General features: G+C 68.5%; 23 protein-coding genes. 11 read left to right on the forward strand and 12 right to left on the reverse strand.

Annotation, left to right across the window (positions count from 1 at the left end; all coding sequences use genetic code 11):
- Positions 1-8 precede the first annotated feature (8 nt).
- The 12 genes from urtD to Q7W02_03405 all read right to left on the reverse strand — a co-directional run bounded on the left by urtD (position 9) and on the right by Q7W02_03405 (position 14,422).
- On the reverse strand, positions 9-782 hold the full coding sequence (gene urtD, locus Q7W02_03350) for an urea ABC transporter ATP-binding protein UrtD (protein MDO8475228.1): 774 nt from the start codon (positions 780-782) through the stop codon (positions 9-11).
- Between the two features lie 58 nt (positions 783-840).
- Complete coding sequence (gene urtC, locus Q7W02_03355) at positions 841-1,974, reverse strand: urea ABC transporter permease subunit UrtC (protein MDO8475229.1); 1,134 nt, start codon at positions 1,972-1,974, stop codon at positions 841-843.
- Complete coding sequence (gene urtB, locus Q7W02_03360) at positions 1,961-3,649, reverse strand: urea ABC transporter permease subunit UrtB (protein MDO8475230.1); 1,689 nt, start codon at positions 3,647-3,649, stop codon at positions 1,961-1,963. Before urtB ends, urtC begins: the two co-directional genes overlap by 14 nt.
- An 8-nt stretch (positions 3,650-3,657) precedes the next feature.
- Complete coding sequence (urtA, locus tag Q7W02_03365; protein ID MDO8475231.1) at positions 3,658-4,956, reverse strand: urea ABC transporter substrate-binding protein; 1,299 nt, start codon at positions 4,954-4,956, stop codon at positions 3,658-3,660.
- A gap of 245 nt (positions 4,957-5,201) precedes the next feature.
- Positions 5,202-5,804 carry an ANTAR domain-containing protein gene (locus Q7W02_03370; GenBank protein MDO8475232.1) on the reverse strand — a complete coding sequence of 201 codons (603 nt, stop codon included), beginning with the start codon at positions 5,802-5,804 and terminating at the stop codon, positions 5,202-5,204.
- Positions 5,805-6,015: 211 nt separating this feature from the next.
- A complete protein-coding gene (gene glnA / locus Q7W02_03375) occupies positions 6,016-7,440 on the reverse strand; it encodes a type I glutamate--ammonia ligase (GenBank protein ID MDO8475233.1) in 1,425 nt (474 codons plus the stop codon).
- Between the two features lie 101 nt (positions 7,441-7,541).
- Positions 7,542-9,026 carry an ammonium transporter gene (locus Q7W02_03380; GenBank protein ID MDO8475234.1) on the reverse strand — a complete coding sequence of 495 codons (1,485 nt, stop codon included), beginning with the start codon at positions 9,024-9,026 and terminating at the stop codon, positions 7,542-7,544.
- A 28-nt stretch (positions 9,027-9,054) separates the two neighbouring features.
- Entirely contained in the window at positions 9,055-9,393 is a 339-nt protein-coding gene (locus tag Q7W02_03385) for a P-II family nitrogen regulator (GenBank protein ID MDO8475235.1), read from the reverse strand.
- A gap of 189 nt (positions 9,394-9,582) precedes the next feature.
- Positions 9,583-9,993 carry a response regulator gene (locus Q7W02_03390; protein MDO8475236.1) on the reverse strand — a complete coding sequence of 137 codons (411 nt, stop codon included), beginning with the start codon at positions 9,991-9,993 and terminating at the stop codon, positions 9,583-9,585.
- A gap of 145 nt (positions 9,994-10,138) precedes the next feature.
- Positions 10,139-11,494: a sigma-54 dependent transcriptional regulator gene (locus Q7W02_03395; GenBank protein ID MDO8475237.1), complete on the reverse strand. Its 1,356-nt coding sequence runs from the start codon at positions 11,492-11,494 to the stop codon at positions 10,139-10,141.
- A gap of 22 nt (positions 11,495-11,516) precedes the next feature.
- A complete protein-coding gene (locus Q7W02_03400) occupies positions 11,517-12,989 on the reverse strand; it encodes a response regulator (protein MDO8475238.1) in 1,473 nt (490 codons plus the stop codon).
- On the reverse strand, positions 12,986-14,422 hold the full coding sequence (locus tag Q7W02_03405; protein MDO8475239.1) for a HAMP domain-containing sensor histidine kinase: 1,437 nt from the start codon (positions 14,420-14,422) through the stop codon (positions 12,986-12,988). Before Q7W02_03405 ends, Q7W02_03400 begins: the two co-directional genes overlap by 4 nt.
- A gap of 262 nt (positions 14,423-14,684) precedes the next feature.
- On the opposite strand from Q7W02_03405, the gene Q7W02_03410 reads away from it, so the two are divergent.
- The 11 genes from Q7W02_03410 to Q7W02_03460 all read left to right on the forward strand — a co-directional run bounded on the left by Q7W02_03410 (position 14,685) and on the right by Q7W02_03460 (position 23,585).
- Positions 14,685-15,668 (forward strand): LLM class F420-dependent oxidoreductase, encoded by a 984-nt coding sequence (locus tag Q7W02_03410; protein MDO8475240.1) that lies wholly within the window; start codon positions 14,685-14,687, stop codon positions 15,666-15,668.
- A complete protein-coding gene (locus Q7W02_03415; GenBank protein MDO8475241.1) occupies positions 15,665-16,093 on the forward strand; it encodes a TIGR03668 family PPOX class F420-dependent oxidoreductase in 429 nt (142 codons plus the stop codon). Before Q7W02_03410 ends, Q7W02_03415 begins: the two co-directional genes overlap by 4 nt.
- Positions 16,075-17,268, forward strand: coding sequence for a 7,8-didemethyl-8-hydroxy-5-deazariboflavin synthase CofG (cofG, locus tag Q7W02_03420; GenBank protein ID MDO8475242.1), 1,194 nt, complete (start codon positions 16,075-16,077; stop codon positions 17,266-17,268). Before Q7W02_03415 ends, cofG begins: the two co-directional genes overlap by 19 nt.
- Positions 17,269-17,306: 38 nt before the next feature.
- Positions 17,307-18,557, forward strand: coding sequence for a 5-amino-6-(D-ribitylamino)uracil--L-tyrosine 4-hydroxyphenyl transferase CofH (gene cofH / locus Q7W02_03425; protein MDO8475243.1), 1,251 nt, complete (start codon positions 17,307-17,309; stop codon positions 18,555-18,557).
- Positions 18,558-18,696: 139 nt separating this feature from the next.
- Positions 18,697-18,984 carry an HU family DNA-binding protein gene (locus Q7W02_03430; protein MDO8475244.1) on the forward strand — a complete coding sequence of 96 codons (288 nt, stop codon included), beginning with the start codon at positions 18,697-18,699 and terminating at the stop codon, positions 18,982-18,984.
- Positions 18,971-19,474 (forward strand): hypothetical protein, encoded by a 504-nt coding sequence (locus tag Q7W02_03435; GenBank protein MDO8475245.1) that lies wholly within the window; start codon positions 18,971-18,973, stop codon positions 19,472-19,474. Before Q7W02_03430 ends, Q7W02_03435 begins: the two co-directional genes overlap by 14 nt.
- An 11-nt stretch (positions 19,475-19,485) precedes the next feature.
- Complete coding sequence (gene cofD, locus Q7W02_03440) at positions 19,486-20,412, forward strand: 2-phospho-L-lactate transferase (GenBank protein ID MDO8475246.1); 927 nt, start codon at positions 19,486-19,488, stop codon at positions 20,410-20,412.
- On the forward strand, positions 20,409-21,077 hold the full coding sequence (gene cofC / locus Q7W02_03445) for a 2-phospho-L-lactate guanylyltransferase (protein ID MDO8475247.1): 669 nt from the start codon (positions 20,409-20,411) through the stop codon (positions 21,075-21,077). Before cofD ends, cofC begins: the two co-directional genes overlap by 4 nt.
- A gap of 2 nt (positions 21,078-21,079) precedes the next feature.
- Positions 21,080-21,832 (forward strand): coenzyme F420-0:L-glutamate ligase, encoded by a 753-nt coding sequence (gene cofE, locus Q7W02_03450; protein MDO8475248.1) that lies wholly within the window; start codon positions 21,080-21,082, stop codon positions 21,830-21,832.
- Positions 21,833-21,842: 10 nt separating this feature from the next.
- Entirely contained in the window at positions 21,843-22,493 is a 651-nt protein-coding gene (npdG, locus tag Q7W02_03455; protein MDO8475249.1) for an NADPH-dependent F420 reductase, read from the forward strand.
- A 12-nt stretch (positions 22,494-22,505) separates the two neighbouring features.
- The gene (locus tag Q7W02_03460; GenBank protein ID MDO8475250.1) at positions 22,506-23,585 is read left to right on the forward strand and encodes an Ldh family oxidoreductase; all 1,080 of its coding nucleotides are present in this window, start codon (positions 22,506-22,508) and stop codon (positions 23,583-23,585) included.
- Positions 23,586-23,934: the final 349 nt, after the last annotated feature.

The raw sequence follows: 23,934 nt of genomic DNA on the forward strand, positions 1-23,934 counted from the left end.
GGGAGACCTCAAGCATCGTCGGCGCGGCTCCGGCCCAAGTAGACCTCCATCACACGCTCGTCACTCTGGATCTTGTCCACCGGCCCCTCGCACAGCACCCCGCCCTCGTGAAGCACCGTGACCGTGCGCGCGATCCGGCGAACGAACTCCATGTCGTGCTCGATGACGAGGACCGCCCGCTCCTCTGCGACTCCCTCCAGCAGCCGCCCGGTCTTCTCGGTCTCCTCGTCGGTCATGCCGGCGACGGGCTCGTCCACGAGGAGGAGCTCCGCGTCCTGGACCATGACCATACCGATCTCGAGCCACTGCTTCTCCCCGTGGGAAAGCCCACCGGCCCGGTCCCCCGCCTGACCGAGGAGGCCGATGCTGTCGAGGGTGGCGTCGATCCGTTCCCGCTGCTCCCCGCTGAGCCGAGCCTTGAGCGTGGGGAACACGCCCTTGCTCGAGCGCGCGAGCGCCAGCTCGAGGTTCTCCCTCACCGTGAGGTTGGCGAAGACGGACGGCGTCTGGAACTTTCGCCCGATGCCGAGCCCCGCGATCTCGTTTTCCCGCCGTCCGACGAGGTCGATGTTGCGGCCGAAGATCACGCGCCCCGCGCTCGGCCGGACCTTGCCCGAGATGACGTCGAGGAGCGTCGTCTTGCCGGCCCCGTTGGGCCCGATGACGACCCGCAGCTCCTTGTAGTCCATGTAGAAGTTGAGCCCGTTGAGCGCCTTGAAGCCGTCGAAGTCGACGGTGACGTCCTCGAGGTAGATGATCGAGCCCCCCGGCGAGGCGGTCATTCTGATTGCCTTGATGTGGAAGATATCGCGCTGCAGCAGGGCCTCTTCGCGCAAGCGGTCATCGGGGCGTCACCTCTACGGCCTTGGCCTCTTCACTCCGGGCCGCCGCGGGCTCAGGCGTCTTGGCCGCGCCGAAGCGCGCCATGAGCTTCTGCGCCGTGCCCACGATGCCGTCGGGGACAAAGAGGACGACGGCCACAAACATCCCGCCCAGCACGAGGATCCAGAGATCCGGGTAGTGCGTCGTCAGCAGGCTCTGGAGCCAGTTGACGCCGAAGGCCCCGACGACCGGCCCGATGAGCGTGCCCCGCCCGCCCACCGCGACCCAGATGATCATCTCGATGGACGGCAGCACCCCGATCCGGGCGGGGGTGATGATGCCGACCTGCCCGACGTACAGCGCGCCCGCCACCCCCGCGAGTGCCGCCGACACCGTGAAGACGAAGAGCTTGAACGCCGCCGGAGAATACCCGCAGAAGAGCACGCGCGTCTCGCTGTCGCGGATGGCGACCAGGACCCTGCCCGCCGGGGAGCGCACGATCCACCGGCAGAGCAGGTACGCCACGCAGAGGCACAGGGCGGTGACGACGTAGAGCCCGCGCTGGGTGCTCGCCTCATTGAGCGGAAACCCGAACATGGTCTTGAAGCCGGAGAGGCCGTTGGTGCCGCCGAGGTTCATCGCGTTGCGGTTGAACGTGAGCCAGGCGCAGAGCGCCAGCGCCTGGGTGATGATCGAGAAGTAGACGCCCCGGATCCGGCTCCTGAAGGTGAGAAAACCGAAAACCGCTGCAACGATGCCGGGCACGACCACCACCGCGATCAGCGTGAACAGGGCGCTGTAGAAGGGCCTCCAGAACAGCGGCAGCTCGGTCACGCGGTTCCAGACCATGAAGTCCGGCAGCACGTTCTGGTACACGCCCTTGGCCCCGATCTCGAGCATGAGGTGCATGCCCATGGCGTAGGCGCCGAGACCGAAGAAGACGCCGTGGCCGAGCGAGAGCACGCCCGTATAGCCCCAGATTAAATCGATCCCCAGCGCCAAGATGGCGTACGTCAGGAACTTGCCGAAGAGGTTCAGCGTAAAGTTGGAGACCCAGAACGGCGAGCCCTGTGGCAGCGCGTTCAGGGCGGGCAGCACCACGACGAGCAGGACGGCCGCGGCGAGGAACGTCCAGCGCTCACGAGTCCGCATAGCGTCCCTTCGCCGCGAACAGCCCGGACGGACGCCGCTGGATGAACAGGATCACGACCACGAGGATCGCGACCTTTCCGAACACGGCGCCGAGGCCCGGCTCGATGATCTTGTTGAGTCCGCCAATGCCGAGCGCAGCCAGGATGGTCCCGAGGAGCTTGCCGACGCCCCCCGTCACGACCACCATGAAGGAGTCGACGATGTAGTTCTGGCCGAGCTCCGGCCCCACGTTGCCGATCTGGGTCAGCGCGCAGCCGGCGATGCCGGCCAGCCCTGCGCCCAGGGCGAACGTGAGGGCGTCCACGCGGCGGGAGCGGACGCCGAGGCAGGCCGCCATGCCGCGATTCTGCGTCACCGCGCGGACCCGCAGGCCCGCGTCGGTCTTGAAGAGCAGGAGATACATCCCCGCCACAGCGACGGTCGCGAGCCCGATGATGAAGAGCCTGTTATAGGGCAGCTGGATCCCGACCATCACCGGCACGCCGCCTGAAAGCCACGTGGGCGCGATCACGTCCACGTTCGCCGCGCCGAACCAGAGACGCAGCCCCTGCTGGATCATGAGGCTGATGCCCCAGGTCAGCAGCAGGGTCTCGAGCGGCCGGCCGTAGAGGAACCGGATCACGCCGCGCTCGAGGGCAAAACCAGCCGCGCCCGCCACGAGGAAGGACAGCGGGAGCGCCACGAGGAAGTAGTACCCAAAGAATCCCGGAGCGTGCCCCTGGAACCACCCCTGCGTCACGTAGGTGGCGTAGGCGCCGAGCGCCATCAGCTCGCCATGCGCCATATTGATGACGCCCATCAGGCCGAAGATGATGGCGAGGCCGAGCGCCATCAGGAGCAGGATGGAGGACAGTGAGACTCCTTGGAACATGACCTGGATCGCCTGGGTCAGCAGCGTCCAGCGCTCGACCCGCTTGACGGCTTCCGCCGCGGCCTGCTTGAGCGCGGGCGGCGTGTCGGCGGCATCCGCTATCTCGCGAAGCCGATCGAGCGCGTCGCCGCTCCCGAGAGCGCCTAGCCTGGTGGCGGCGTTGACCCGCTCGGCGGGCGAGCCCGACTTCAGGTGGATGAGGGCAACCGCTTCCTCGATCGCGTAGCGCACCCACCTGTCCTTCTCTTTCGCGAGGGCTTCGGTGAGGGCCGGCAGCGCGCCGGCGTCACCGCCGTTGCCCATCTTCACGGCGGCGGCCTGCCGAACCGTCCAGTCCGGGTCGGCCAGCTGCGTCGTTCCCGAGAACGCATCGATCAGCGGCCTGAGGACGAGACGCAGGCTGCGCCCCGTCGCGACCTCCGCGAGCTTGGAGAGGTCGGCGTGAAGCGGCTTGCCGTCGGAGCTCTGGAGAGGCTCTCGGCCGTAGGCGGTAAAGATCGGGACCAGGGTCTTGTCGCCTTCGTTGACCTTGTCCCCGACGATGACGGTCTCCTTCTTGCCTCCCGGCAGCGAACGGACGTAGACGCTGCCCTCGCGAAGGGCTTCCAGCAGCGGCAGCAGCTTGCGGTCGCCGGTCTTGCCGAGAGCGACCGCCGCCGCCTCTTGCACGGTGGCGTCGCTCGAGGCGACCGCGGCGATGGCTTTGACGATCTCCGGCGCCGGTGACGGAGCCGCATCCTGCGCTGCTGCCGGGGCAGTGAGCCCCGGCAGCAGCGCGAGCGCCAACAGCAGACGCGTGATCACGTGAGTCGCTAGGCCTTCTTCTGGTACGTACCCTTCTGGTTGACCCAGTCGCACCCCTTGTCGGGGCTCGTGTACTTGCTCCACGGCTCGGCCCTGACCAGGCCCTTCGAGCGCGAGACGACCTTGAACTGGCCGTCCTTGAGGATCTCGCCGATCAGCACCGGCTTGTAGGTGTGGTGGTTGACCTCGTCCATCTTGATCTCGCCGCCCGGCGCCAGGAACTTCTGGCCGTAGACGGCCTTGCGGACAGCGGCCACGTCAAACGACTTCGCCTTCTCGACGGCCTGCTTCCAGATGTAGACGCCGAAGTAGGCCGCCTCCATCGGGTCGTCCGTGACGCGCTTCGACCCGCCGGGCAGCTTGTTCTTCTCGCAGTAGTTCTTGAAGGCCTGGATGAACTTCTTGTTCTGCGGTGTGTTGACCGACTGGTAATAGTTCCAGGCCGCGAGATGGCCGACCAGCGCGGAGGTGTCCATACCGCGCAACTCGTCCTCGGCCACGCTGAAGGCCATGATCGGCGCGGTCTCGGAGCGCAGACCCTGGTTGGTGAACTCCTTGTAGAAGGGCACGTTGCTGTCGCCGTTGATGGTCGAGAGCACCGTGGCTCCGCCGCCGGAAGCGAAGCGCTTGATCTTGCCGACGATGGTCTGGTAGTCCTGGTGATTGAACGGCGTGTACTCCTCGGCGATGTTGTCCGCCGGCACGCCCTTCGCGAGCAGGAACGCGCGCAGGATCTTGTTGGCCGTGCGCGGGAACACGTAGTCGGTGCCGAGCAGGTAGAACTTCTTGTACCCACCGCCCTCCTTCGACATCAGGTACTCGGCCGCCGGGATCAGCTGCTGGTTCGGCGTGGCGCCCGTGTAGAAGACGGCCTTCGAGCACTCCTCGCCCTCGTACTGCACGGGGTAGAAGAGCAGGCCGTCGTTGTTCTCGAACACGGGCAGCACCGACTTCCGGCTGACCGAGGTCCAACAGCCGAACGTGACCGCCACCTTGTCCTGGAGGAGCAGTTGCTTCGCCTTTTCGGCGAAGAGATCCCAGTTCGAGGCCGGGTCAACGACCACGGACTCGATCTTCTTGCCCAGGACCCCACCCGTGGCGTTGATCTCCTCGAACGCCATCATGCAGACGTCGCGCAGCGACACCTCGCTGATCGCCATGGTGCCGGAGAGTGAGTGGAGAACGCCCACCTTGACCGTGCCGGCGCTCTGGGCGCGGAGCACGGACGGAAAGCCGATCCCCGCCGCGGCGCCGAAGCCGACGGCCGCCGTCCCTCTGAGAAAGTCCCTGCGTGAGAACCCTTGCATGTCCGTCTCCTTCTGACTTCGGGGTGAGTACTGGGGCCCTTCATCGGGCCCTGTCCGTTGCCAGAACCGGCGCTCGGCCTCAGACCCCGCTGTCTCGGCGCGCCGCGCTTCTGGAGGAGCAAGCGCCATGCCCGGGAAGACCATCAGTATTTGTCAACAATTACGGGTAAACACACACTGGATATGACGAGGCCGCTGCCTACTTGGTAGGCAGCGGCCAGGTTCTGCCTCAGAAAACGGCAACGCTAGCGTGCAGGGCGGAGCGGACCCATCCCGTCGGTAAGGAGGAGAGCTTGGGCAACCTCGGCCATGGTCATCCTCGTATCCATGGCCGTCTTCTGGATGCGCCGGAAGGCTTCCGGCTCGCTCATCCCGAGCCGGGTCATGAGGAGCCCCTTCGCGCGGTCCACGAGCTTGCGCGATTCAAGCTTCCGCCTAAGCGCTTCGTTCTCCTTCCGGACGACCTCGAGCTCGCTGAAGCGCGTGACGGCGACGTCAAGGGCGGGGCCGAGCTCCGCGCTGCGCAACGGCTTGAGGAGGAAACCGAGCACGCCGGCGTCGACAGCCCGCGCCGCCACGTCGGGATCGGCGTGGCTCGTCAACAGCACGATCGGGCACGGCAAGCTCGCCATCACGCGCCGCGCCGCTTCCACTCCGTCGCCGTCGGGCAGGCCCACCGCCAGCAGGAGCACGTCGGGACGATGCTTGTCCACGAGGCGTAGGGCGTCCTCCACCCGGCTGCCATTGCCCACGACGGTGCCCCCCTGGGAGCCGACGGCTTCGGCCACGGCCGCCCGGGACGGAGCGTGATCATCGATGATCAGGACCCTCCATCGTTGGGCTTTCATGCATCCGTGGAACAGCAAGGACGATGCCATCTCGCTTGCCTGAAGAATCGGACGATTAGGCGCGCTATAGATCGCGCCGCCTGCCCAGCCGTCGCGCAAGCAGTGGGCATCGCCTACTGAGTGAGCAACCGCCTCCTCCCGCCCAGCCGCCGACGCACGACGGCCCCCGGCGCGCTTGGCGCCGAGGGCCGTGTCCTGTACTGAAGGCAGGCTAGATGTCGTAGTAGAGGGCGAACTCGTACGGGTGCGGACGCAGCCGTACGGGGTCCACCTCGTTCTTCCGCTTGTAGTCGATCCAGGTCTCGATCAGATCAGGCGTGAACACGTCCCCCTTGAGCAGGAAGTCGTGGTCCTTCTCCAGGTTGTCCAGCACGATGTCGAGCGAGCCAGGCAGCTGCTTGATCTTCTTCTGCTCGGCCGGCGGCAGCTCGTAGAGGTCCTTGTCCACCGGCTTGCCCGGGTCGATCTTGTTCGCGACGCCGTCGAGCCCCGCCATCACGCACGCGGCGAAGGAGAGATAGGGGTTGCACGTGTTATCAGGCGTGCGGAACTCGATGCGCTTCGCCCCCTCGGACTTGCTGTACATCGGGATGCGGATGGCGGCGGAGCGGTTGCGCTGGCTGTAAACGAGGTTGATCGGAGCCTCGTAGCCGGGCACCAGCCGCTTGTAGCTGTTGGTGCTGGGCGCGATGAACGCCAAGAGCGCGGGCGCGTGCTTGAGGATGCCGCCGATATAGTGGAGACACATCTTCGAGATGTCGGCGTACCCGCCCCGCTCGTAGAAGAGGTTCTTGCCGTTCTTCCAGATGGACTGGTGCGTGTGCATGCCGGAGCCGTTGTCCTGGAAGAGCGGCTTGGGCATGAAGGTCGCCGTCTTGCCCCACTTCTTCGCGGTGTTCTTCGCGCAGTACTTGTACCAGCAGACCTTGTCCGCCATCTTCGTCAGCGTGTCGAAGCGCATGTCGATCTCGGTCTGCCCGCCGGTCGCCACCTCATGGTGATGCACTTCCACCCGGACGCCGACCGATTCCAGGGCGAGGACCATGTCAGAGCGGATGTCCTGAAACTGGTCCATCGGCGGCACCGGGAAGTAGCCCTGCTTGTAGCGCGGCTTGTAGCCGAGGTTCGGGCGGTCCGGCGTGCCCTCCCGGCCCGAGTTCCACGCGCCGGCCTCGGAGTCGATGAAGTAGAAGCCGTAGTTGTAGCTCTGGTCGAAGCGGATCGAATCGAAGAAGAAGAACTCGAGCTCGGGCCCGATGAAAATGGTGTCCCCGGCGCCCGATTTCTTGACGTAGGCCTCGGCCTTCTGCGCCACGTAGCGGGGGTCGCGGCTGTAGGCCTTGCCGGTGATCGGATCCTTGACGTTACAGATGAGGACGAGGGTCGGCACGGCGGTGAACGGGTCCATCTGCGCCGTCGACGGGTCGGGGATCAGCAGCATGTCCGACTCGTCGATGGTCTGGAAGCCTCTAATAGACGAGCCGTCGAAGCCCAGGCCGTCCTGGAAGATGCCCTCGTTCAGCTCGGAAACCGGGATCGAGAAATGCTGCCAGAGGCCGGGGAGATCGATGAAGCGCAGATCAACGATCTTGACACCCTTCTCCTTGGCCATCTTCAGTGCGTCCTTCGGGGTCATGCGTTCCGCCTCCTTTGAGATGACGTGGGACTAAAATGCCGGGCCGGTGGAGCGTCGCTGCCCCACCGGCCTCGCTACACTAAGCGCTCCGGTTCGATGCGTCAATGGGCCGGGCGCTTGGCCTGCGCCGCCTTCATGGCCTCCGCGAACGCGCCGCTTCCGGGGCCGCTCATCCCGTACTCTCCATACGAGGATCCGCCGAGGGCATAGGCCGTCTCCGAGTGCTGCGAGAGGTCGAGCCCCGCCATCTCGTCGTCCTCGCTAACGCGAAGGCCCATGACGGCGTCGAGCACCTTGAGGATGACCACTGTCATCACGAAGCCCAGCACGAGCGTCGCGCCGACCGCCACGACCTGCTTCCAGAGCTGTCCCGGATCGCCATAGAGGAGCCCGTTGGCCCCCGCGTCGTTGACGGTCTTGGTCGCGAAGATCCCGGTGGCGAGCGCCCCCCAGGTGCCGCCGACGCCGTGCACGCCGACGACGTCGAGCGAGTCGTCGTAGCCGAGCTTGGTCTTGAGGTTGCAGGCCGTGTAGCAGAGGACCCCGGCGAGCCCCCCGATGACCAGCGCGGCCATGGGCGTGACGAACCCGGCGGCCGGCGTGATCGCCACCAGGCCCGCCACGGCGCCCGAGGCGGCGCCCAGCACCGTCGGCTTGCCCCGCGAGCTCCACTCGGTCAGCATCCAGCCGAGCGCAGCCGCCGCGGCGGCCGTGTTGGTGGTGGTGAAGGCGTGGGCGGCGAGGCCATTAGCGCCGAGCGCGCTCCCCGCGTTGAAGCCGAACCACCCGAACCAGAGCAGGCTCGCGCCCATCACCGTCAAGGGCAGGTTGTGGGGCGGCATCGGCTGCTGGCCATAGCCCTTACGCTTGCCGATGACCAGGACGGCCGCCAGCGCCGAGACGCCCGAGGAAATATGGACGACGGTGCCGCCCGCGAAATCCAGCGCCCCGAGCTTGTGGAGCCAGCCGCCGTCGCCCCAGACCCAGTGCGCCAGCGGGTCATAGACCAGGGTCGCCCATGCCAGAACGAAGACGATGAAGGTCGAGAACTTCTTACGCTCGGCGAAGGCACCGGTGATGAGAGCCGGCGTGATGACGGCGAACATCATCTGGAAGAGCATGAACGCCTGGTGCGGGATGGTGGCAGCGTACGCCGGGTTGGGCTCGGCGCCGACGCCGCGCAGACCGACCCACTCGAGCCCCCCGATGTTGCCGCCCTTGTCGGGCCCGATCGCCAGGCTGTAGCCCCAGAGCACCCACTGGACCGAAATCAGCGCCAGAATGATGAAGCTTTGCATCAGGGTCCCGAGCGCGTTCTTCTGCCTGACCATGCCGCCGTAGAAGAGCGCGAGCCCGGGCGCCGTCATGAGGAGTACGAGGGCCGAGGACATCAACACCCATGCGGTGTCCCCGGTGTCGATCTTCGGAGCCGGCGCCCCAGGGGCGCCGGCCGTGGTAGGAGCGGCGGCGGCCGCGGCGGGAGCCGGCGGAGCGGCCGCCGGGGCCTGGGCGAAGACCGGGCCGGCAGCGCACAGACCCAGGACCGCCATCAGCAGGATGAGCAAGAATACCCGGGACGTTCTCATTACGGCCTCGCCTCCCTGACCCTTGCCGTCACAGGGCGCTCTCGTCGCGCTCACCGGTGCGAATACGAATCGCCGTGTCCACGGGATGGACGAAGATCTTGCCGTCACCGATGTTGCCGGTCTTGGCTGCCGCAGCGAGGACGCCGACGACCTTGTCCACGAGGCTGTCGGGCACAACTACCTCGATCTTGATCTTGGGGAGGAAATCCACGGTGTACTCGCCGCCGCGGTAGAGCTCGGTGTGCCCCTTCTGCCTACCGAAGCCGCGGACCTCGGAGACCGTCATGCCGATGACGCCGATGCCCGTCAGGGCCTCCTTCACGTCGTCGAGCTTGAACGGCTTGATGATAGCTTCGATCTTTTTCATTGAGTCCTCCCGGGGCGCCTTGGTGTGCACCTGTCGTGCCGGGCGACTGTATTCCACGAGCGCGAGAAAAATCAAATGCTTGAAGGGCGAAAGGGAGAGACCTCGAGACAGACATCTGCCCATTTGGTAGGCAGATGCTGAAAACTGCCTCGGCACTAGGCAGGGGCCGAGGCGGAAGCGATTACGGCGTCAGTCGCGCCAGAGGGTCTCTTCGACTGCGCGGCGGGACTTGAGATTCGCGTCTGTCTCGACTGGTCGAGGCAGCGCGGCCTCGAGAGCGCTCCAGACATTGCGGAGGTCGGGGCTCTTCTGAGCCGGAAACACGCCCGGGATGGCGGGTGGGCTGTCCATGGTGAACGTGCCCGAACAGACTATTACCGGGACCTTCAATCCGCGCCGCTCCATCTGGCGAAGGAAAGCCATGCCGTCGAGGTGAGGCATTCGGAGGTCGAGTACGATGATATCCGGCCGCACCCGGTCGAGGGCCGCCAACGCGTCGAGCCCGTCCACCGCCTCGAAGACTTCGAAGTCTCCCTCGAAGCCCATCCGATACAGAGCCCGCCAAGCCGGATCGTCGTCGACCACCAGCATCTTCATCATCGGCGCCACCTCCCGTGCGCCCTAAATGCAATCTGGGGGCCCGGCGGGGAGGGGTCGATTATCAGGCACTTAGGGACCCAGTGTCAGCGAAGACGTCACCGGCGTGACGGTAGAGCCTGACACCGTCGAGGATCGAACGTTCGCCCTAGGTGCGCCGCTGGGGGATGTTGTGGCGGCGCATCTTCGAATACAGAGTGGGCCGGCGAAGGCCCAGAATGGCCGCCGCCGCTTGCTTGTTCCACCCCGTCGATTCGAGCGCGCGCACTATCGAGAGACGCTCGATCTCCTCGAGGGACCCGGCGGGCGGGATGGCAGTCAGGAGCGGTGCGCCGGCGTTGAGGGCTTCGGGCAGGTCGGCCGCCGTCACCTGACGCCCGCGGGCCACCAGCACGGCGCGCTCAATGACGTGCTCGAGCTCGCGCACGTTGCCGGGCCACATGTAGGACAGAAGCCGCCTGAACGCCTCGGGGTCTATCCCCTCCACCGGCCTGTTGTGCTTGAGCCGGAAGCGGTCGAAGAAGCCCTTCACGAGGAGGGGAATATCGTGGGCCTTCTCCCGGAGCGGCGGCAATTCCACCGTCACGGTGTTGATTCGGAAGTAGAGGTCCTGTCTCAGAGAGCCGTCGCGGACCGCGGCCTCGGGGTCGCGGTTCGTCGAGGAAATGAGCCGGAAATCGACGGGCACGGCGCGGCTGCCGCCCAGGCGCCGCACGCTCCGGTCTTCCAGCACGCGCAGGAGCTTGGCCTGGAGGTCCGGCGGCATCTCCGTGATCTCGTCGAGGAGGAGAGAGCCCTTGTGGGCCTCCTCGAGGAGGCCCGGCCGGTCCGAGGTGGCGCCCGTGAAGGCGCCCTTGACGTGCCCGAAGAGTTCGGACTCGATGAGATCCTTCGGCAGCGCGGCGCAGTTGATCTTGATCAGGGGCCCCTGGGCGCGCGGGCTCTTGGCGTGGACGGCGTTGGCGGCCAGCTCCTTGCCCGTGCCGCTCTCTCCCACGATAAAGACGTTGGCGTCGGACGCGGCGACCGAGTCGAGCAGCTCGAACACGCGCCGCATGGTGGGCGAGCCTCCGAGCATCTCGCCGTACCCCATCTGCTCCGCGAGCTGCCGCTTCAGGTCAGAGGTCTCGGCCAGGAGTCCCCGCCGCTCGAGCGCCTTGCCGAGCAGGGTCAGCATCTCGGCCGAGTCGAAGGGCTTGGTCACGAAGTAGAAGGCGCCTTCCTTGGTCGCCTCCACGGCCTTCGAGATCGAGCCGTGGCCCGTCATGATGATGACCTCGATGTCGGGGTCGCGACTCTTGAGCAGCCTCAGGAGACCGATGCCGTCGCCGTCGGGCAGAACGAGGTCCACGAGCGCCACGGAGAAGTCGCGGCCGTCCAGGCGCGCGGCCGCCTCAGCCGTGCTCACCGCTGTTTCCACGACGTAGCCTTCGCGTTCGAGAATGAGCCGCAGGCCCTCCGCGATCGCGGGCTCGTCGTCAACAACCAGCACAACCGGCTTCATGGCACCACCAGCACAACCGGCTTCATGGCGCCCCCAGCGGCAGGAGCACCCGCGCCTGCGTGCCCCGCCCGAGCTGGCTCCGGATGTCCATGCGTCCCCCGTGCTGCTCCACGACGGTGCGCGCGATGGCCATGCCGAGACCGGTGCCGCTGTCCTTGGTGGTGAAGAAGAGATCGAAGACGCGCGCGCGCGTCTCCTCGGACATGCCGCAGCCCGTGTCCTCCACCACCGCCTCGACGAGTCCCCGCTCTGCTGGGCGCGTGCGCAGCGTCAGCGTTCCCCCCGCCTCCATGGCCTCGAGCGCGTTGACGATGAGGTTGAGGAAAACCTTGCGGATCTCGCGGGGATCGAGCGCGGCCTGCGGAAGCGCCGGGTCGAGCTCGAACACCACGCGGATCTCCTTGCCCGCCACGCGGGCCTGGGCAAGGGCGAGGCAGGACTCCAGCAGGCCGTTGACATTGGTGGGAACGCGCCGCAAAGACCCCGGCCGGCCGAACTGGGTGATCTCGCGAACCAGGTCGGTCATGTGGTCCACTTCGCGGCTGATCTTGCCGGCCACCTCGGAGCCCTCGGTGTCCCCGGCCTTGCCGAGCCTGTGCTCGAGATACTCGGCGAAGAGCTTGAGGCCGCCCAGCGGATTCCGGAGCTCGTGCGCCACCTGGGCAGCCATGCGCCCGAGCGCCGCCAGTGCGCCGCTTCTCAGGCGCTCCAGCTCCCGCGTATTCTTGAGCGCCACCGCGGCTTGCGAGGAGAAGATCGCGAGCAGGTCGAGGTCGTCCGCCGTCGGCTCCACCCGTGTCTCAACTACGAGCGCGCCGGCGGCCCCGCCGCCAACGAACAGCGGAGCGCCCAGCAGCACCCGCCCGTCGGCGTCGGCCACCGCGGCGGGGATCTTCCGCTCGATCACTGCCTCCGCCGTCTTGGCGAGCTGGTCGATGGAGCCGGGCGCGGCACCGGCGCTGGCCATGGGCACGAGGCGGCCCTCTTCGAGCAAGAAGACCACGGCCCTTTCGGCCTCGGTCGCCTCGACCGTGGCGTGCGCGATCGCGTCGAGGACGCGCTCCATGGTGCCGGAGGATCCCAGCGCTTCGCCCACGGACTTCAACAGCGTCCGGTCGCGGGTCCACCGGCGCGCGGACAGCGCGCGGCCGACCTTGCCGCGCAGCTCCTCGGGCACGAAGGGCTTCGTCAGATAGTCGAAGGCGCCCTGCCGCACGGCTTCGACCGCGTTGTCGATGGTGCCATGCGCGGTCATGATGAGCACGGGCAGGCGTGGCTGGCGCTCGTGCGCGGCCTCCATCAGCTTGAGGCCGTTGACGGGCTCCATGCGCAGGTCGAAGAGCGCCACGTCGAAGCCGCGGTCGTCGAGGAGCGTGACGGCCTCCCCGTAGTTCCTCGCGAGCGTCACGTCGAGCCCCATGGATTGCAGCCGCATCTCCAGGACCTCGAGGATGTCCGGATCATCGTCTACGACCAGCGCGCGCGCGGCCTTCACCGCTCGCCCCCTGCCGATGCGGCCCCGACCGGGGGCGCGACGTCCTTAGGCAGGCGCACGAGGAAGCGGCTCCCCCGCCCCTCCTCGGACTCGACCTGGATGCGCCCGCCGTGCGCCTCGACGAGCCCCTTCACGATGGCGAGCCCCAGTCCGGAGCCTCCGCGTCCCCTGTGGGCCTGCTTGTACGGGTCGAAGATGCGCGGGAGGTCCGTCGCCGGAATGCCGATGCCCGTGTCCTCGACCGCGATCTCGAGCTCGGGACCCAAGTCGGTCAGTCTGACCGTCACCGCAGCCCCGTGTGGCGTGAACTTGATGGCATTGCCGACCAGGTTGACGACCACGCGGAGCAACCGGTCCTCGTCGCCCTGCAGCGCGAAATCCGAGCCGCTGGTGGCGCGCCCGAGGACCAGGCCCTTGTCCTCGACCTGCGGGCGCAGCTCCTCGAGCGCGCGCACGACGACCTTCTCCATGTCCACCGCGCGGCGCTCGAGCGGGAGCAGGCGCGCGCGGAGGCGCGAGTGCTCGAGCACCTGGTTCACGAGCCGAAGGAGCCGATCCGAGCTCGCGGCGATGATGTCCACCAATCGCGCCTGCTTGGCCGTGAGCGGCCCCTGCACGCGATCGAGCAGCAGATGGGTCGCCTCCTTGACCGAGGTGAGCGGCGTTCGCAGCTCGTGCGATATGTGCGAGAAGAACTCCTCCTTGAGGTGGTCCACCTCGCGAAGGCGCAGAGCCATGCGGTTGAAGGAGCGCGCCAGCTCCCCGATTTCGTCGCGGCTCGTCACGGGAAGCGGATGCGTGAAGGAGCCGTCGGCCACCTGGGTCGTGGCGATCGAGAGCCGGCGGAGCGAACGCCTGAGGTGCACGGCCAGGAAGGCCGTCGTCGCGAGCGCTGCCGCCAGGCTCGCCAGGAGAGCCCAGAACACGGTGTTCCACGTGTGTCCCTCGAGCTGCCGCGCTTCGAGCTGGGCTTCCTCGAGCGCGCCGTACGTGGCGCCCAGCATCCGGTCGAGGTACGCCCCCGTGCGGTCGGCCGCGAAGCGCCGCTCGGCGTCGAGGCCGGGCCCCATCGCCGCGAGCCGACGGTAGATGGCAAAGGCGACCATCGCTTCCTGGTGCTGCGACCGCTCCTCCTCACTGCTGAGGAAGGAGCGCGAGAGGTCGAAGTCCTTGGCTATCCGTGCGGCGCGATCGTTCCAGGCCCTTTGCGCAGGCTCCGCCGCGGCCGGCCTGGCGTCCATCTCGGTCCGCGTGAGACCGCCCAGCTGCTCGCGCAGCGAGGTGCCCATCCGAAGGGCCGGCAGAGACTGAGTCGCCATGCCTCGATTGACGTCGACCAACCGGCTGATGGCCAGCAGGCTCCAGGTGGCGACCCCAACCAGCGCCACGATGACGAGCGCCGAAGTCATGAACACCTTGTAGGGCAACCGCATGGTATCTCCCAACCTAGCACAGCCCTCCCCAAAGCGTCACCAGACTGACACTCGCCCAGTTCACCTGCTTAGAGATCAAACTTTTACCCCAGATAATCAAGTTCTTAGGAGTTGCAACTTGCTATACCGCTCAAGGTGGGTCAATCGCCTTTTGAGACCGAGAAGACGCCCGGACCTTGTCCTTCCGGTTGACATGCTGGTCTCCTGACGGCGGTCGGCCTTGCCTTGACAGGCCACCGGGTGGCGAGCAATATGGCCACCCATGGACTTCGGCTTCGCCCTTCCCGGCCGCGGATCGCTTGCCACCCCCGAAATCGTGATCAAGCTTGCGCGCAAGGCGGACGAGCTCCGCTACTCGTCGATCTTCGTCACGGACCACGTCGTGATCCCGGCGAGCCAGAGCGCGCCCTATCCCTACTCTCCGACGGGCAAGTTCGCCGGCGACTGGCGGAACGGGTACCTCGAGCCGCTGACGCTGCTGAGCTACCTTGCCGGCGAGACGTCGCGCGTGAGGCTCGGGACGAGCGTGCTGGTCATCCCCTACCGCAATCCCGTGGTCACGGCCAAGATGCTGGCGACGCTGGATGTGCTCTCCGGAGGCCGCATCATCCTCGGGGCGGGCGTCGGCTGGTTCAAGGAGGAGTTCGAGGCGCTCCACGCCGAGCCGTTCGAGCGGCGCGGAGCGGTCACCGACGAGTATCTGCATCTCATGCGCGCGTGCTGGACCCGCGAGCCGGTGGACTGGCAGGGCGCCTTCTACGGTATGGGACCGGTCAGCGCCATGCCCAAGCCGCGGCAGAAGGGCGGCATCCCGATCTGGGTCGGCGGGCACACGGACGCCGCGCTGCGCCGGGCAGGCGAGCTCTCTGACGGATGGCATCCCATCGGCCTCAGGCCTCCCGCCATGCTGCTCCCGGAAGAGTACCGCGACAAGGTCGCCATCATCCGTGACTGGGCGCGGAAGGCCAGGCGTGATCCGAGGGCGATCACGCTGTCCTTCCGCTGCCCGCTGGAAGTGCTCCCGAAGCGCGCCAAGCCCGCGGGAGGCGAGCGGCAGCTCTTCCGGGGCACGGCCGCCGACGTGATCGGGGACCTCAAAGCCTACGAGGCGCTCGGCGTCACCCACTTCGTCTTCGACCCGGTCGCGCAGGACCTCCGGGGCTGGCTCGCCATCATGGAGCGTTTCGCCGAAGAGGTCCGCCCCCGGATGCGCGGCAGCTCGGGCCCTCGCCGGGTCACCGCATGAGCGCCCTGCCGGTCGACGTGACCGAGTTCATCGCGAGCGCCCGTCTGGGCCGGCTCGCCACGGCGGACGGGGCGGGCCAGCCGCTGGTCGTGCCGTTTTGTTACGCATGGGACGGCGAGGCGCTCGTCTCGGCCATTGACGCCAAGCCCAAGCGCGCTGGTGACCTCAAGCGCGTGCGCAACATCCGCGAGAACCCCAAGGTCTCCGTCGTGATCGACCACTACGACGAGGACTGGCGCCGGCTCCGCTGGGTCATCATCCAAGGGCTCGCCGAGATCCTCACGGCCGGGCACGATTTCGCCGCCGGCATCGACCTTCTCCTGTCGAAGTACCCTCAGTATCGCGGCATGGGGCTTTCGCGAGACCAGGGAACCATGATCAAGGTCAGGCCAGGGAAGGTCCTCCAGTGGCGCTACGCGAGCTAGCCGCGGTCGAGCGCGCCGCGGGGGGCCGCGTACCCACCGCGGAGGAGGCGGTCGCCCTGCTAAGGACGCCCGCGTCGCTGATGCCCGACCTGCTCGCCGCAGCGGCGGCGGCGAGGGACCGGGGTCGCGGCCGCCGCATGACCTTCTCGGCCAAGATCTTCGTACCGCTGACCAATCTCTGCCGCGACTACTGCGGGTACTGCACCTTCCGCCGCGATCCAGGCGACCCGGGCGCACTGACCATGACGCCGGAGCAGGTCGTAGCGCTCGCCCGTGCGGGCGAGCGCCTCGGCGCCAAAGAAGCGCTCTTCTCGTTGGGCGACCGGCCGGAGGCGCTCTTCCCCGAGTACCGCCAGTTCCTGCGGCGCATGGGCCACAGGACGACGCTCGACTATCTGCGCGCGGTGTCGGCGCTGGTCGTCAGCGAGACGAGCCTCCTGCCCCACGCCAATCCGGGCGTGATGGGCGAGCGTGACCTGTCGTCGCTCCGCGAAGTCAACGTCAGCATGGGCATCATGCTCGAGACGACCTCGGAGCGGCTGCTCGGCCCGGGCCTCGCCCACGACCGCGCCCCCGACAAAGTGCCGGCTCGCCGCCTCCGGACCATCGCGCTCGCCGGCAAGCTGTCGATCCCCTTCACCACGGGCATTCTCATCGGCATCGGCGAGACCCACGCAGAGCGCGTCGAGGCGCTGCTCGCGATCCGCGATCTGCACGAGCGCTACGGGCACATCCAGGAAGTCATCGTCCAGAACTTCCGCCGGAAGCCCGGTATTCCGATGCGCGACCATCCCGAGCCGGTGATGGACGACCTCCTCCGGACGGCCGCGGTGGCGCGACTCCTGCTCGGCCCCGACATGAACATCCAGGTGCCGCCCAACCTCTCCGACGCGGACTTTGCGCGGCTGCCCGACGCGGGCATCAACGACTGGGGCGGCGTCTCGCCTCTGACCCCCGACCACATCAACCCCGAGCGGCCGTGGCCCGGGCTCGCGGCGCTCCGGCGCGCCACCGAGCGGGCGGGCCTCGAGCTGCGTGAGCGCCTGGCCGTCTATCCCGAGTACGCGGCGCGCTCCGAGTTCGTCCACGAAGCCCTGCGCCCGCGCGTGCGCGGCCTCGTGGACGCCGACGGCCTCGTGAGAGGCGACCTCGAAAGGTGGCGAACGTGGAACTGAACGGTACGGCAGAGACCTCCGGCATCGCGCTCGATTGGATCGGCGGCGACGTGCGCCGCATCCTCGGAGGCGCCCTCGAAGGCCGTGAGCTGACGGTGGACGAGGGCATCCGCCTCACCGAGGTGAGCGGCCGCGAGCTCCACGCGCTGACCCTCGTCGCCGACGAGATGCGCCGCAGGCAGGCCGGCGACGTCGTCACCTATGTCGTCAACCGAAACATCAACTTCACCAACGTCTGCATCAAGCACTGCACCTTCTGCGCCTTTAGCCGCGACCACCGTGAAGAGGAGGGATACTTCCTCCCGCTGGACGAGGTGGTGCGGCGCGCCGTCGAGGCGTGGGAGATGGGCGCCAGCGAGGTCTGCATCCAGGCGGGGCTGCCGCCCAAGCTCGACGGCTCCTACTATGTGGATCTCTGCCGCGCCATCAAGGCGGCCGTGCCCGAGATGCACCTCCACGCCTTCTCGCCGGAGGAGATCCTCTACGGGTCGACTCGCTCGGGGCTGTCGATCCCCGACTTCCTGAAGGCGCTGCGGGAGGCCGGGCTCGGGACGCTCCCCGGCACCTCTGCGGAGATCCTCGACCAGGAGATCCGCGACCGCATCGCCCGCGGCCGCATCACCGTGGACCAGTGGATCGAGGTGATCACCTCGGCCCACGCCCTCGGCATCCGGACCACCTCGACCATCATGTACGGCCACGTCGAGACCCCCGCGCACTGGATCCGCCACATGGACCTCCTCCGGAGCATCCAGCGGCAGACGGGCGGCTTCACCGAGTTCGTCCCGCTGTCGCTCATCCATCACGAAGCGCCCATGTACCGGCGGGGGCTCGTGCCGGGCGTGCGCCAAGGTGCCACGGGGGTCGAGGTGATCAAGATGCACGCCCTCGCCCGCCTGATTCTCGGCCCCACCTTCCGCAACATCCAGTCCTCGTGGGTGAAGGAAGGACCGAAGATGGCGCAGTACCTCCTCGCGGCGGGCGCCAACGACGTCGGCGGCACGCTCATCAACGAATCCATCTCCACGTCGGCTGGCGCGGGCTACGGCCAGCTCGTGCCGCCGGCCGAGCTTCGCCGTCTGATCCGCGAGGCGGGGCGCGTGCCCGCCCGTCGCGATACGGTGTACAACCTACTTAAAGTCTACGCGACCGCCGCGGACGAGGAGGACTCGCCGCTCGACCACGTCACCGACGCCGCGGCGCGCTTCGGCTCCTACCGCGCGCTGTCCGCGTCGAGCCAATTCCGCTTCGTGCACCCGGAAAAAACCGAGGCCCCGACTCGCTCCTAGGGCCCGCTCCTAGCGTCGCGCAATGTCGATGTTTACGAGCGCGGCCGGCTGGGTTACAATCCGGCCCTGTCCGAGACGACCGCGGTCATCCGCAGTGGCCGTATCGTTCACCCTCAACCCTGAGACGGAGGATCGCCGAATGGCAAAACCCATGAGCAAGTCCGCCACCATCGCTCACCTCGCCCAGAAGACCGGCCTGGCGAAGAAGCAGGTGGTCGATCTCTTCGAGCAGCTCGAAGGGCTCGCGGTCAAGGAAGCCAAGAACATCTTCGTGCTGCCTCACTTCGGGCGGCTGGTGCTGGCCAACCGCAAGGCGCGGATGGGCCGCAACCCGCAGACCGGCGAGCCGATCAAGATCCCGGCCAAGCGCGTCGTGAAGTTCCGGTTGGCCAAGAGCATCAAGGACGCGGTGCTTGGCAAGAAGTAAGGGCTGGGACGGCCTCGCCTTCCGGCCCCTCGCGGACCCGGGGAGCGAGGCGCGAGAGCTCTTCGGCTTCGTCGGAGCCTGGGCGCCGCCGCCCGCCGACGTCGCGGCGGGCTGGGGCGCGTGGGAAGGTGAGACGCTCGTCGGGGCCGCGCTGCTCGAGCGCGCCGGAGTGGCCGCCATGCTCCACGGGCCGGCCATCGCGGCTTCGCCAGGTGCGGACCCCGAGCCGGCGCTGGATGCGGCAGCCGGTCTGGTCGCCCTGGCACTCGCCTCGGTGGAGGCGGCGAAGGTCGAGACGCTTTTTGCGCGCCCGCAAGGCCTCGACCGCGTGTGGGTGCGCCTCGGCTTCATTCCCGTGCCGGAGGCCGAGCTGCCGGAGGCCCTCCGCGGCCGTCCCGGCATCGGGCTCTTCGGCTGGCGCGGCGGCAGCGCCCTCTGGAGCGCAGCGGGCCGCGGTCGCGACCGCCGCGCTTCCCCCGCCCTCCACTAGCCCGCAGGCCCATGCGCATCGTCACCCTCGCCGGTGGGACCGGCGCCGCCAAGCTCCTGCGGGGCCTGGACGCACTCGTCCCGCCGCGGACGCTGACCATCGTGGGCAACACCGGTGACGATGCGCTGATCTGGGGGCTCCACGTCTCCCCCGACCTCGACACCGTCTGCTACACGCTGGGCGGCTGGATCGACGACGACCGCGGCTGGGGGCTCAGCGGCGAGAGCTTCAGGACGCTCGGAGAGATGGTCCGCTTCGGCGAACCGACCTGGTTCAACCTGGGCGACCGTGATCTCGCCACGCACCTGCACCGCACCCGCCTGCTGCGCGAGGGGCAGACGCTGACGGAGGTCACGGCGAAGATCGCGCAGGACCTCGGCGTGACCCACGCGGTCCTGCCCATGTCGGACCAGTCCGTGAGGACGTGCGTCCGCGGGCCGGACGGCTGGCTCGGCTTCCAGGAGTATTTCGTGCGCGAGAAGACCCAGGTCGAGGTGGTGGAAGTGGACTACGCGGGCGCGCACGTAGCGCTCCCCGCCCCCGGAGTCGTCGAGGCCATCGCCTCGGCCCACGCCGTCATCGTCTGTCCGTCCAATCCCATCACCTCCATCGGCCCCATCCTCGCCGTCCCGGGCGTCGCGCGCGCGCTGGAGGCAACGGACGCGGTCGTCCTCGCGGTCAGCCCCATCGTCGGAGGGCAGGCCGTCTCCGGGCCCGCCGGACGTCTCATGGCCGCGTGCGGGCTCGAGGTGTCGGCGCTCGGCGTCGCCTCCGCCTACGCGCCGTGGCTCGACATCCTGCTCGTGGACAACCAGGACGCAGCGCTCACGCCGCGCATCGAAGCCGCCGGGATACGCACCATCGTGACGGAGACCGTCATGCGCGGCCGGGAGGGGGAAATGGCCCTGGCCCGCCGGGCGCTCGAGGCGCTCGCGTGAGCGCCGTCGTCGCGGTCCCCGTCAAGGACCTCGTCAACGCCAAGCAGCGGCTCATCCCGTTTCTCTCGCCATCCGAGCGCTGCGATCTGGCGCGCGCCATGCTCGAAGACGTCCTCGACGCGCTGGCCCGCGCGCAGGTCGGCCTGGTGCTGGTCGTCACGCGTGACCCGGCTGTCGAGGCGCTGGCGAGGCGCCACGGGGCGGGGACACTCGGCGAGGAGGCCAACCGCGGCCACACGGAAGCCGTCGCCCTCGCCCAGCGGACAGCCCTCGCCCGCGGGGCGCGGCGCTTCCTCACCATCCCAGGCGACGTGCCGTGCGTCACCCCGGCCGAGCTGGCCGCATTGGCCGATGCGCCCCTGGAGGCGCCGGGTGCGGTCTTCGTGCCCTCGCTGTCTGGCTTCGGGACCAATGCGGTCCTCCTTGCGCCTCCCGACTCAATGACGCTCAAATTCGGCGAGCCCTCCTTCGACAACCACCTGGTCGCGGCGCGGGCCGCAGGCCTCCGGCCGCTGGTGCGGAGGCTCCCCGGCCTCGGCCTCGACATCGACGCCCCGGAAGACCTCGCGCTGCTCCTCGACCGCGGCCCCTCCACGCGGAGCGCCGGATTGCTCGCATCGCTCAACGTCCCGGCTCGCCTGGCGCGCCGCAGCCCGGAGGCGTGAGCGTGCCGCCTCGCTACGAGGTGATCGGCGTCGAGGGTCTGCCCGAGATCGGCGCGGGGGAGGCCCTCTCGAGCCTCATCGCTCGCGCCGCTGCCGCGCAAGGGACGCCGCTCGCGGCCGCCGATCTCCTTGTGATCAGCCAGAAGATCGTCTCCAAGGCCGAGGGCCGCATCGTGAGGCTCGCGGAGATCACCCCGTCGCCGGAGACGGTCGCCATGGCCGAGGAGCTCGGTCGCGACGCGCGGCTGATCGAGGTCATACTCCACGAGAGCCGCCGCGTCGTGCGGCGCGACAAGGGCGTGCTGATCGTCGAGACGCACCAGGGCTGGATCTGCGCCAACGCGGGCGTGGACCAGTCCAACGTCGACGCCGACACTGCCTGCCTCTTGCCCGAGGACTCCGACCGCTCCGCGCGCGCGTTGCGGGATGGGCTGCGGGCCCTGACGGGCCACGACCTGGGCATCATCATCGCCGACACGTTCGGCAGACCGTGGCGCGAGGGGCTGACCAACGTCGCGATCGGCGTGGCGGGGCTCGAGCCTCTCAAGAGCTACCTGGGAGAGAAGGATCCGGCCGGCCACGTGCTGCAGGCGACGATCCTGGCGCTGGCCGACGAGCTCGCCTCCGCGGCCGAGCCCATCATGGGCAAGCTCGACCGCATCCCCGTCGTGATCATCCGCGGGCTCAACTGGCCCCGCGGGGAGAGCGGAAGCCGCCCGCTCCTGCGCGACCCCGCCCGCGACCTCTTCCGATAGAAAGGACCGCATGCGCATAGGCATCCTTGGAGGCACGGGCAAAGAAGGGGCGGGACTCGCGCTCCGATGGGCTCAGGCGGGCCACGAAGTCATCATCGGCTCGCGCGACGCCGAGCGCGCCCGCGCCAAGGCCGCGGAGATCTCCGGCCAGGCGGGCCGCGCCGTGGGCGGCATGTCCAATCGCGAGGCCGCGACCGCTGCCGAAGTCGTCGTCCTGGCGCTGCCCGCGTCGGGCCTCGCCGCCACGCTCGGCGAGCTCAAGGACGCCTGCCGCGGCAAGGTCGTGATCAGCACCGTGGTGCCGCTGTCCTTCGGGGGCGGGCGCCTCTTCATCCCGCCCGCCCAGGGCTCCTCCGCGGAGGAGGTGCAGGCGCTGCTCGGCCCCGAGGCGAGAGTCGTCGCCGCCTTCCACCACATCGCCGCCCACGAGCTCTCCGCGGCGGGCCACGACATCGACTGCGACCTCCTGCTCTGCGGAGCGGACGCGGACGCGAAGAAAGCCGTGGCCGAGCTCGGCAGCGGCATGGGTCTCCGCGCCGTCGACGTGGGCGCGCTCACCAATGCGGGCCCGCTCGAAGGCATCACCGCCGTGCTCGCCACGATCAATCGCCGCTACAAGCTCAAGAACTCCGGCATCAAGATCACCGGACTGCCCACCTAGAAAGGAATCGAGATGGCCGAAGAGCCCGTCGTCGTTCCCCACGAGCGCCTGATCGAGTTCATCGTGTCGGTGCTCGAGGGCGTCAAGATGTCGCCCAAGAACGCGCGCCTGACCGCCGATCTGATGGCGCGCACGGACCTCCGCGGCGTGGACTCGCACGGGATCGGCATGCTGCCGAAATACGTGGAGTGGACGCGCCTGGGATTCATCCACCCGTGGGCCGAGCCGACCGTCGCCCGGGACGATCTCGCGACAGGGCTCGTGGACGGTCAGAAGGGGCTCGGCCACCCGGCGAGCGTCATGGCCATGGAGCTGGCCATCGCCAAGGCGGCGACCTACGGCATGGGCATCGTCGCCGTGCGGAACTCGAACCACTTCGGCGCCTGCGCCAACTACTCGATGATGGCGCTCACGCGCGGGATGATCGGGCTCGCCTTCACCAATCCCCCATTCGTGGCCATGGCTCCCACCTTCGGGCGCAAGCCCATGATGGGCACCAACCCGATCAGCGTCGCCGCGCCGGCCGCCGCCCGCGAGCCGTACGTGCTCGACATGGCGACGACCACCGTCGCGGTGGGCAAGTTGAACATCGCCCTGCGCTGGAACAAGCCTATCCCCGAGGGATGGGGGCTCGACGAACGGGCGCAGGCCACCACGGACCCTAGCCGGGTCCTGGCCTCTCGCCTGCTCTCCCCGCTCGGGGGCAGCCGGGAGCTGGGCAGCCACAAGGGCTATGGCCTGGGCGTTCTCGTGGACATTCTCTCAGGCGTCCTCGGCGGCGCCGTCTACGGTGACGTCCTCGACAGGAAGGGACTGCGCGCACAGAAGTTGACCAACACGGGCCACTGCTTCGCGGCCATCGACATCAAGCGGTTCCGACCGCTCGAGGAGTTCACCGCGGACATGGACGACATGCTGGGCGCGCTTCAAGACATGCCGACGGCCGACGGGCACGAGCGCGTGTACACGGCGGGCCAGCCCGAGGCGGAGACGGAGCGCCACCGCCGCGTCACGGGCATCCCCGTCGCGCCCGTCCTCGTCCAGCAGTGCAACGACATCGCGTCCTCGCTCGGAGTAAAGCCCCTCACGTAAGATTCGCGCGCGGCGGGTCGGGGACGCGGGGCCGGGCGGGGACGCGGCGCGGGGTGCCCTCGGGAGCGAATCCGACGAGCCGTAGCGCGCCCCGAAGCGCAGGGCGCCTCCGCCGCGCGAGCCGTCCCGCGAAGCGGGGCGGCGAGCGCACCCCCGTCTCGGGGGATGGGGGGCAGGCGGAGGCGCCCGAGCGAGGAGGCGCGCGAGGCGAGGAGGTTTGAGCGGACGAGGGCACCCCGCGCCGCGTCCCCGCCCGGCCCCGCGTCCCCGACCCGCCGCGCGCGAATCTTACGTGAGGGGCTTTACTCCGAGCGAGGACGCGATGTCGTTGCACTGCTGGACGAGGACG

This window comes from Candidatus Rokuibacteriota bacterium, from assembly GCA_030647435.1.
In the GTDB taxonomy this organism is placed as follows: Bacteria; Methylomirabilota; Methylomirabilia; order Rokubacteriales; family CSP1-6; genus AR37.

What these genes read in the sequence shown, in the direction of transcription:
- Q7W02_03430 (MDO8475244.1), top strand. Translation starts at nt 18,697, where the DNA reads ATGGCAAAACCCATGAGCAAGTCCGCCACCATCGCTCACCTCGCCCAG.
- Q7W02_03405 (MDO8475239.1), bottom strand. Translation starts at nt 14,422, where the DNA reads ATGCGGTTGCCCTACAAGGTGTTCATGACTTCGGCGCTCGTCATCGTG.
- Q7W02_03380 (MDO8475234.1), bottom strand. Translation starts at nt 9,026, where the DNA reads ATGAGAACGTCCCGGGTATTCTTGCTCATCCTGCTGATGGCGGTCCTG.
- Q7W02_03390 (MDO8475236.1), bottom strand. Translation starts at nt 9,993, where the DNA reads ATGATGAAGATGCTGGTGGTCGACGACGATCCGGCTTGGCGGGCTCTG.
- cofD (MDO8475246.1), top strand. Translation starts at nt 19,486, where the DNA reads ATGCGCATCGTCACCCTCGCCGGTGGGACCGGCGCCGCCAAGCTCCTG.
- Q7W02_03370 (MDO8475232.1), bottom strand. Translation starts at nt 5,804, where the DNA reads ATGAAAGCCCAACGATGGAGGGTCCTGATCATCGATGATCACGCTCCG.
- Q7W02_03395 (MDO8475237.1), bottom strand. Translation starts at nt 11,494, where the DNA reads ATGAAGCCGGTTGTGCTGGTTGTTGACGACGAGCCCGCGATCGCGGAG.
- urtC (MDO8475229.1), bottom strand. Translation starts at nt 1,974, where the DNA reads ATGCGGACTCGTGAGCGCTGGACGTTCCTCGCCGCGGCCGTCCTGCTC.
- Q7W02_03415 (MDO8475241.1), top strand. Translation starts at nt 15,665, where the DNA reads ATGAGCGCCCTGCCGGTCGACGTGACCGAGTTCATCGCGAGCGCCCGT.
- Q7W02_03385 (MDO8475235.1), bottom strand. Translation starts at nt 9,393, where the DNA reads ATGAAAAAGATCGAAGCTATCATCAAGCCGTTCAAGCTCGACGACGTG.
- Q7W02_03460 (MDO8475250.1), top strand. Translation starts at nt 22,506, where the DNA reads ATGGCCGAAGAGCCCGTCGTCGTTCCCCACGAGCGCCTGATCGAGTTC.
- Q7W02_03410 (MDO8475240.1), top strand. Translation starts at nt 14,685, where the DNA reads ATGGACTTCGGCTTCGCCCTTCCCGGCCGCGGATCGCTTGCCACCCCC.
- glnA (MDO8475233.1), bottom strand. Translation starts at nt 7,440, where the DNA reads ATGACCCCGAAGGACGCACTGAAGATGGCCAAGGAGAAGGGTGTCAAG.
- npdG (MDO8475249.1), top strand. Translation starts at nt 21,843, where the DNA reads ATGCGCATAGGCATCCTTGGAGGCACGGGCAAAGAAGGGGCGGGACTC.
- urtA (MDO8475231.1), bottom strand. Translation starts at nt 4,956, where the DNA reads ATGCAAGGGTTCTCACGCAGGGACTTTCTCAGAGGGACGGCGGCCGTC.
- urtD (MDO8475228.1), bottom strand. Translation starts at nt 782, where the DNA reads ATGACCGCCTCGCCGGGGGGCTCGATCATCTACCTCGAGGACGTCACC.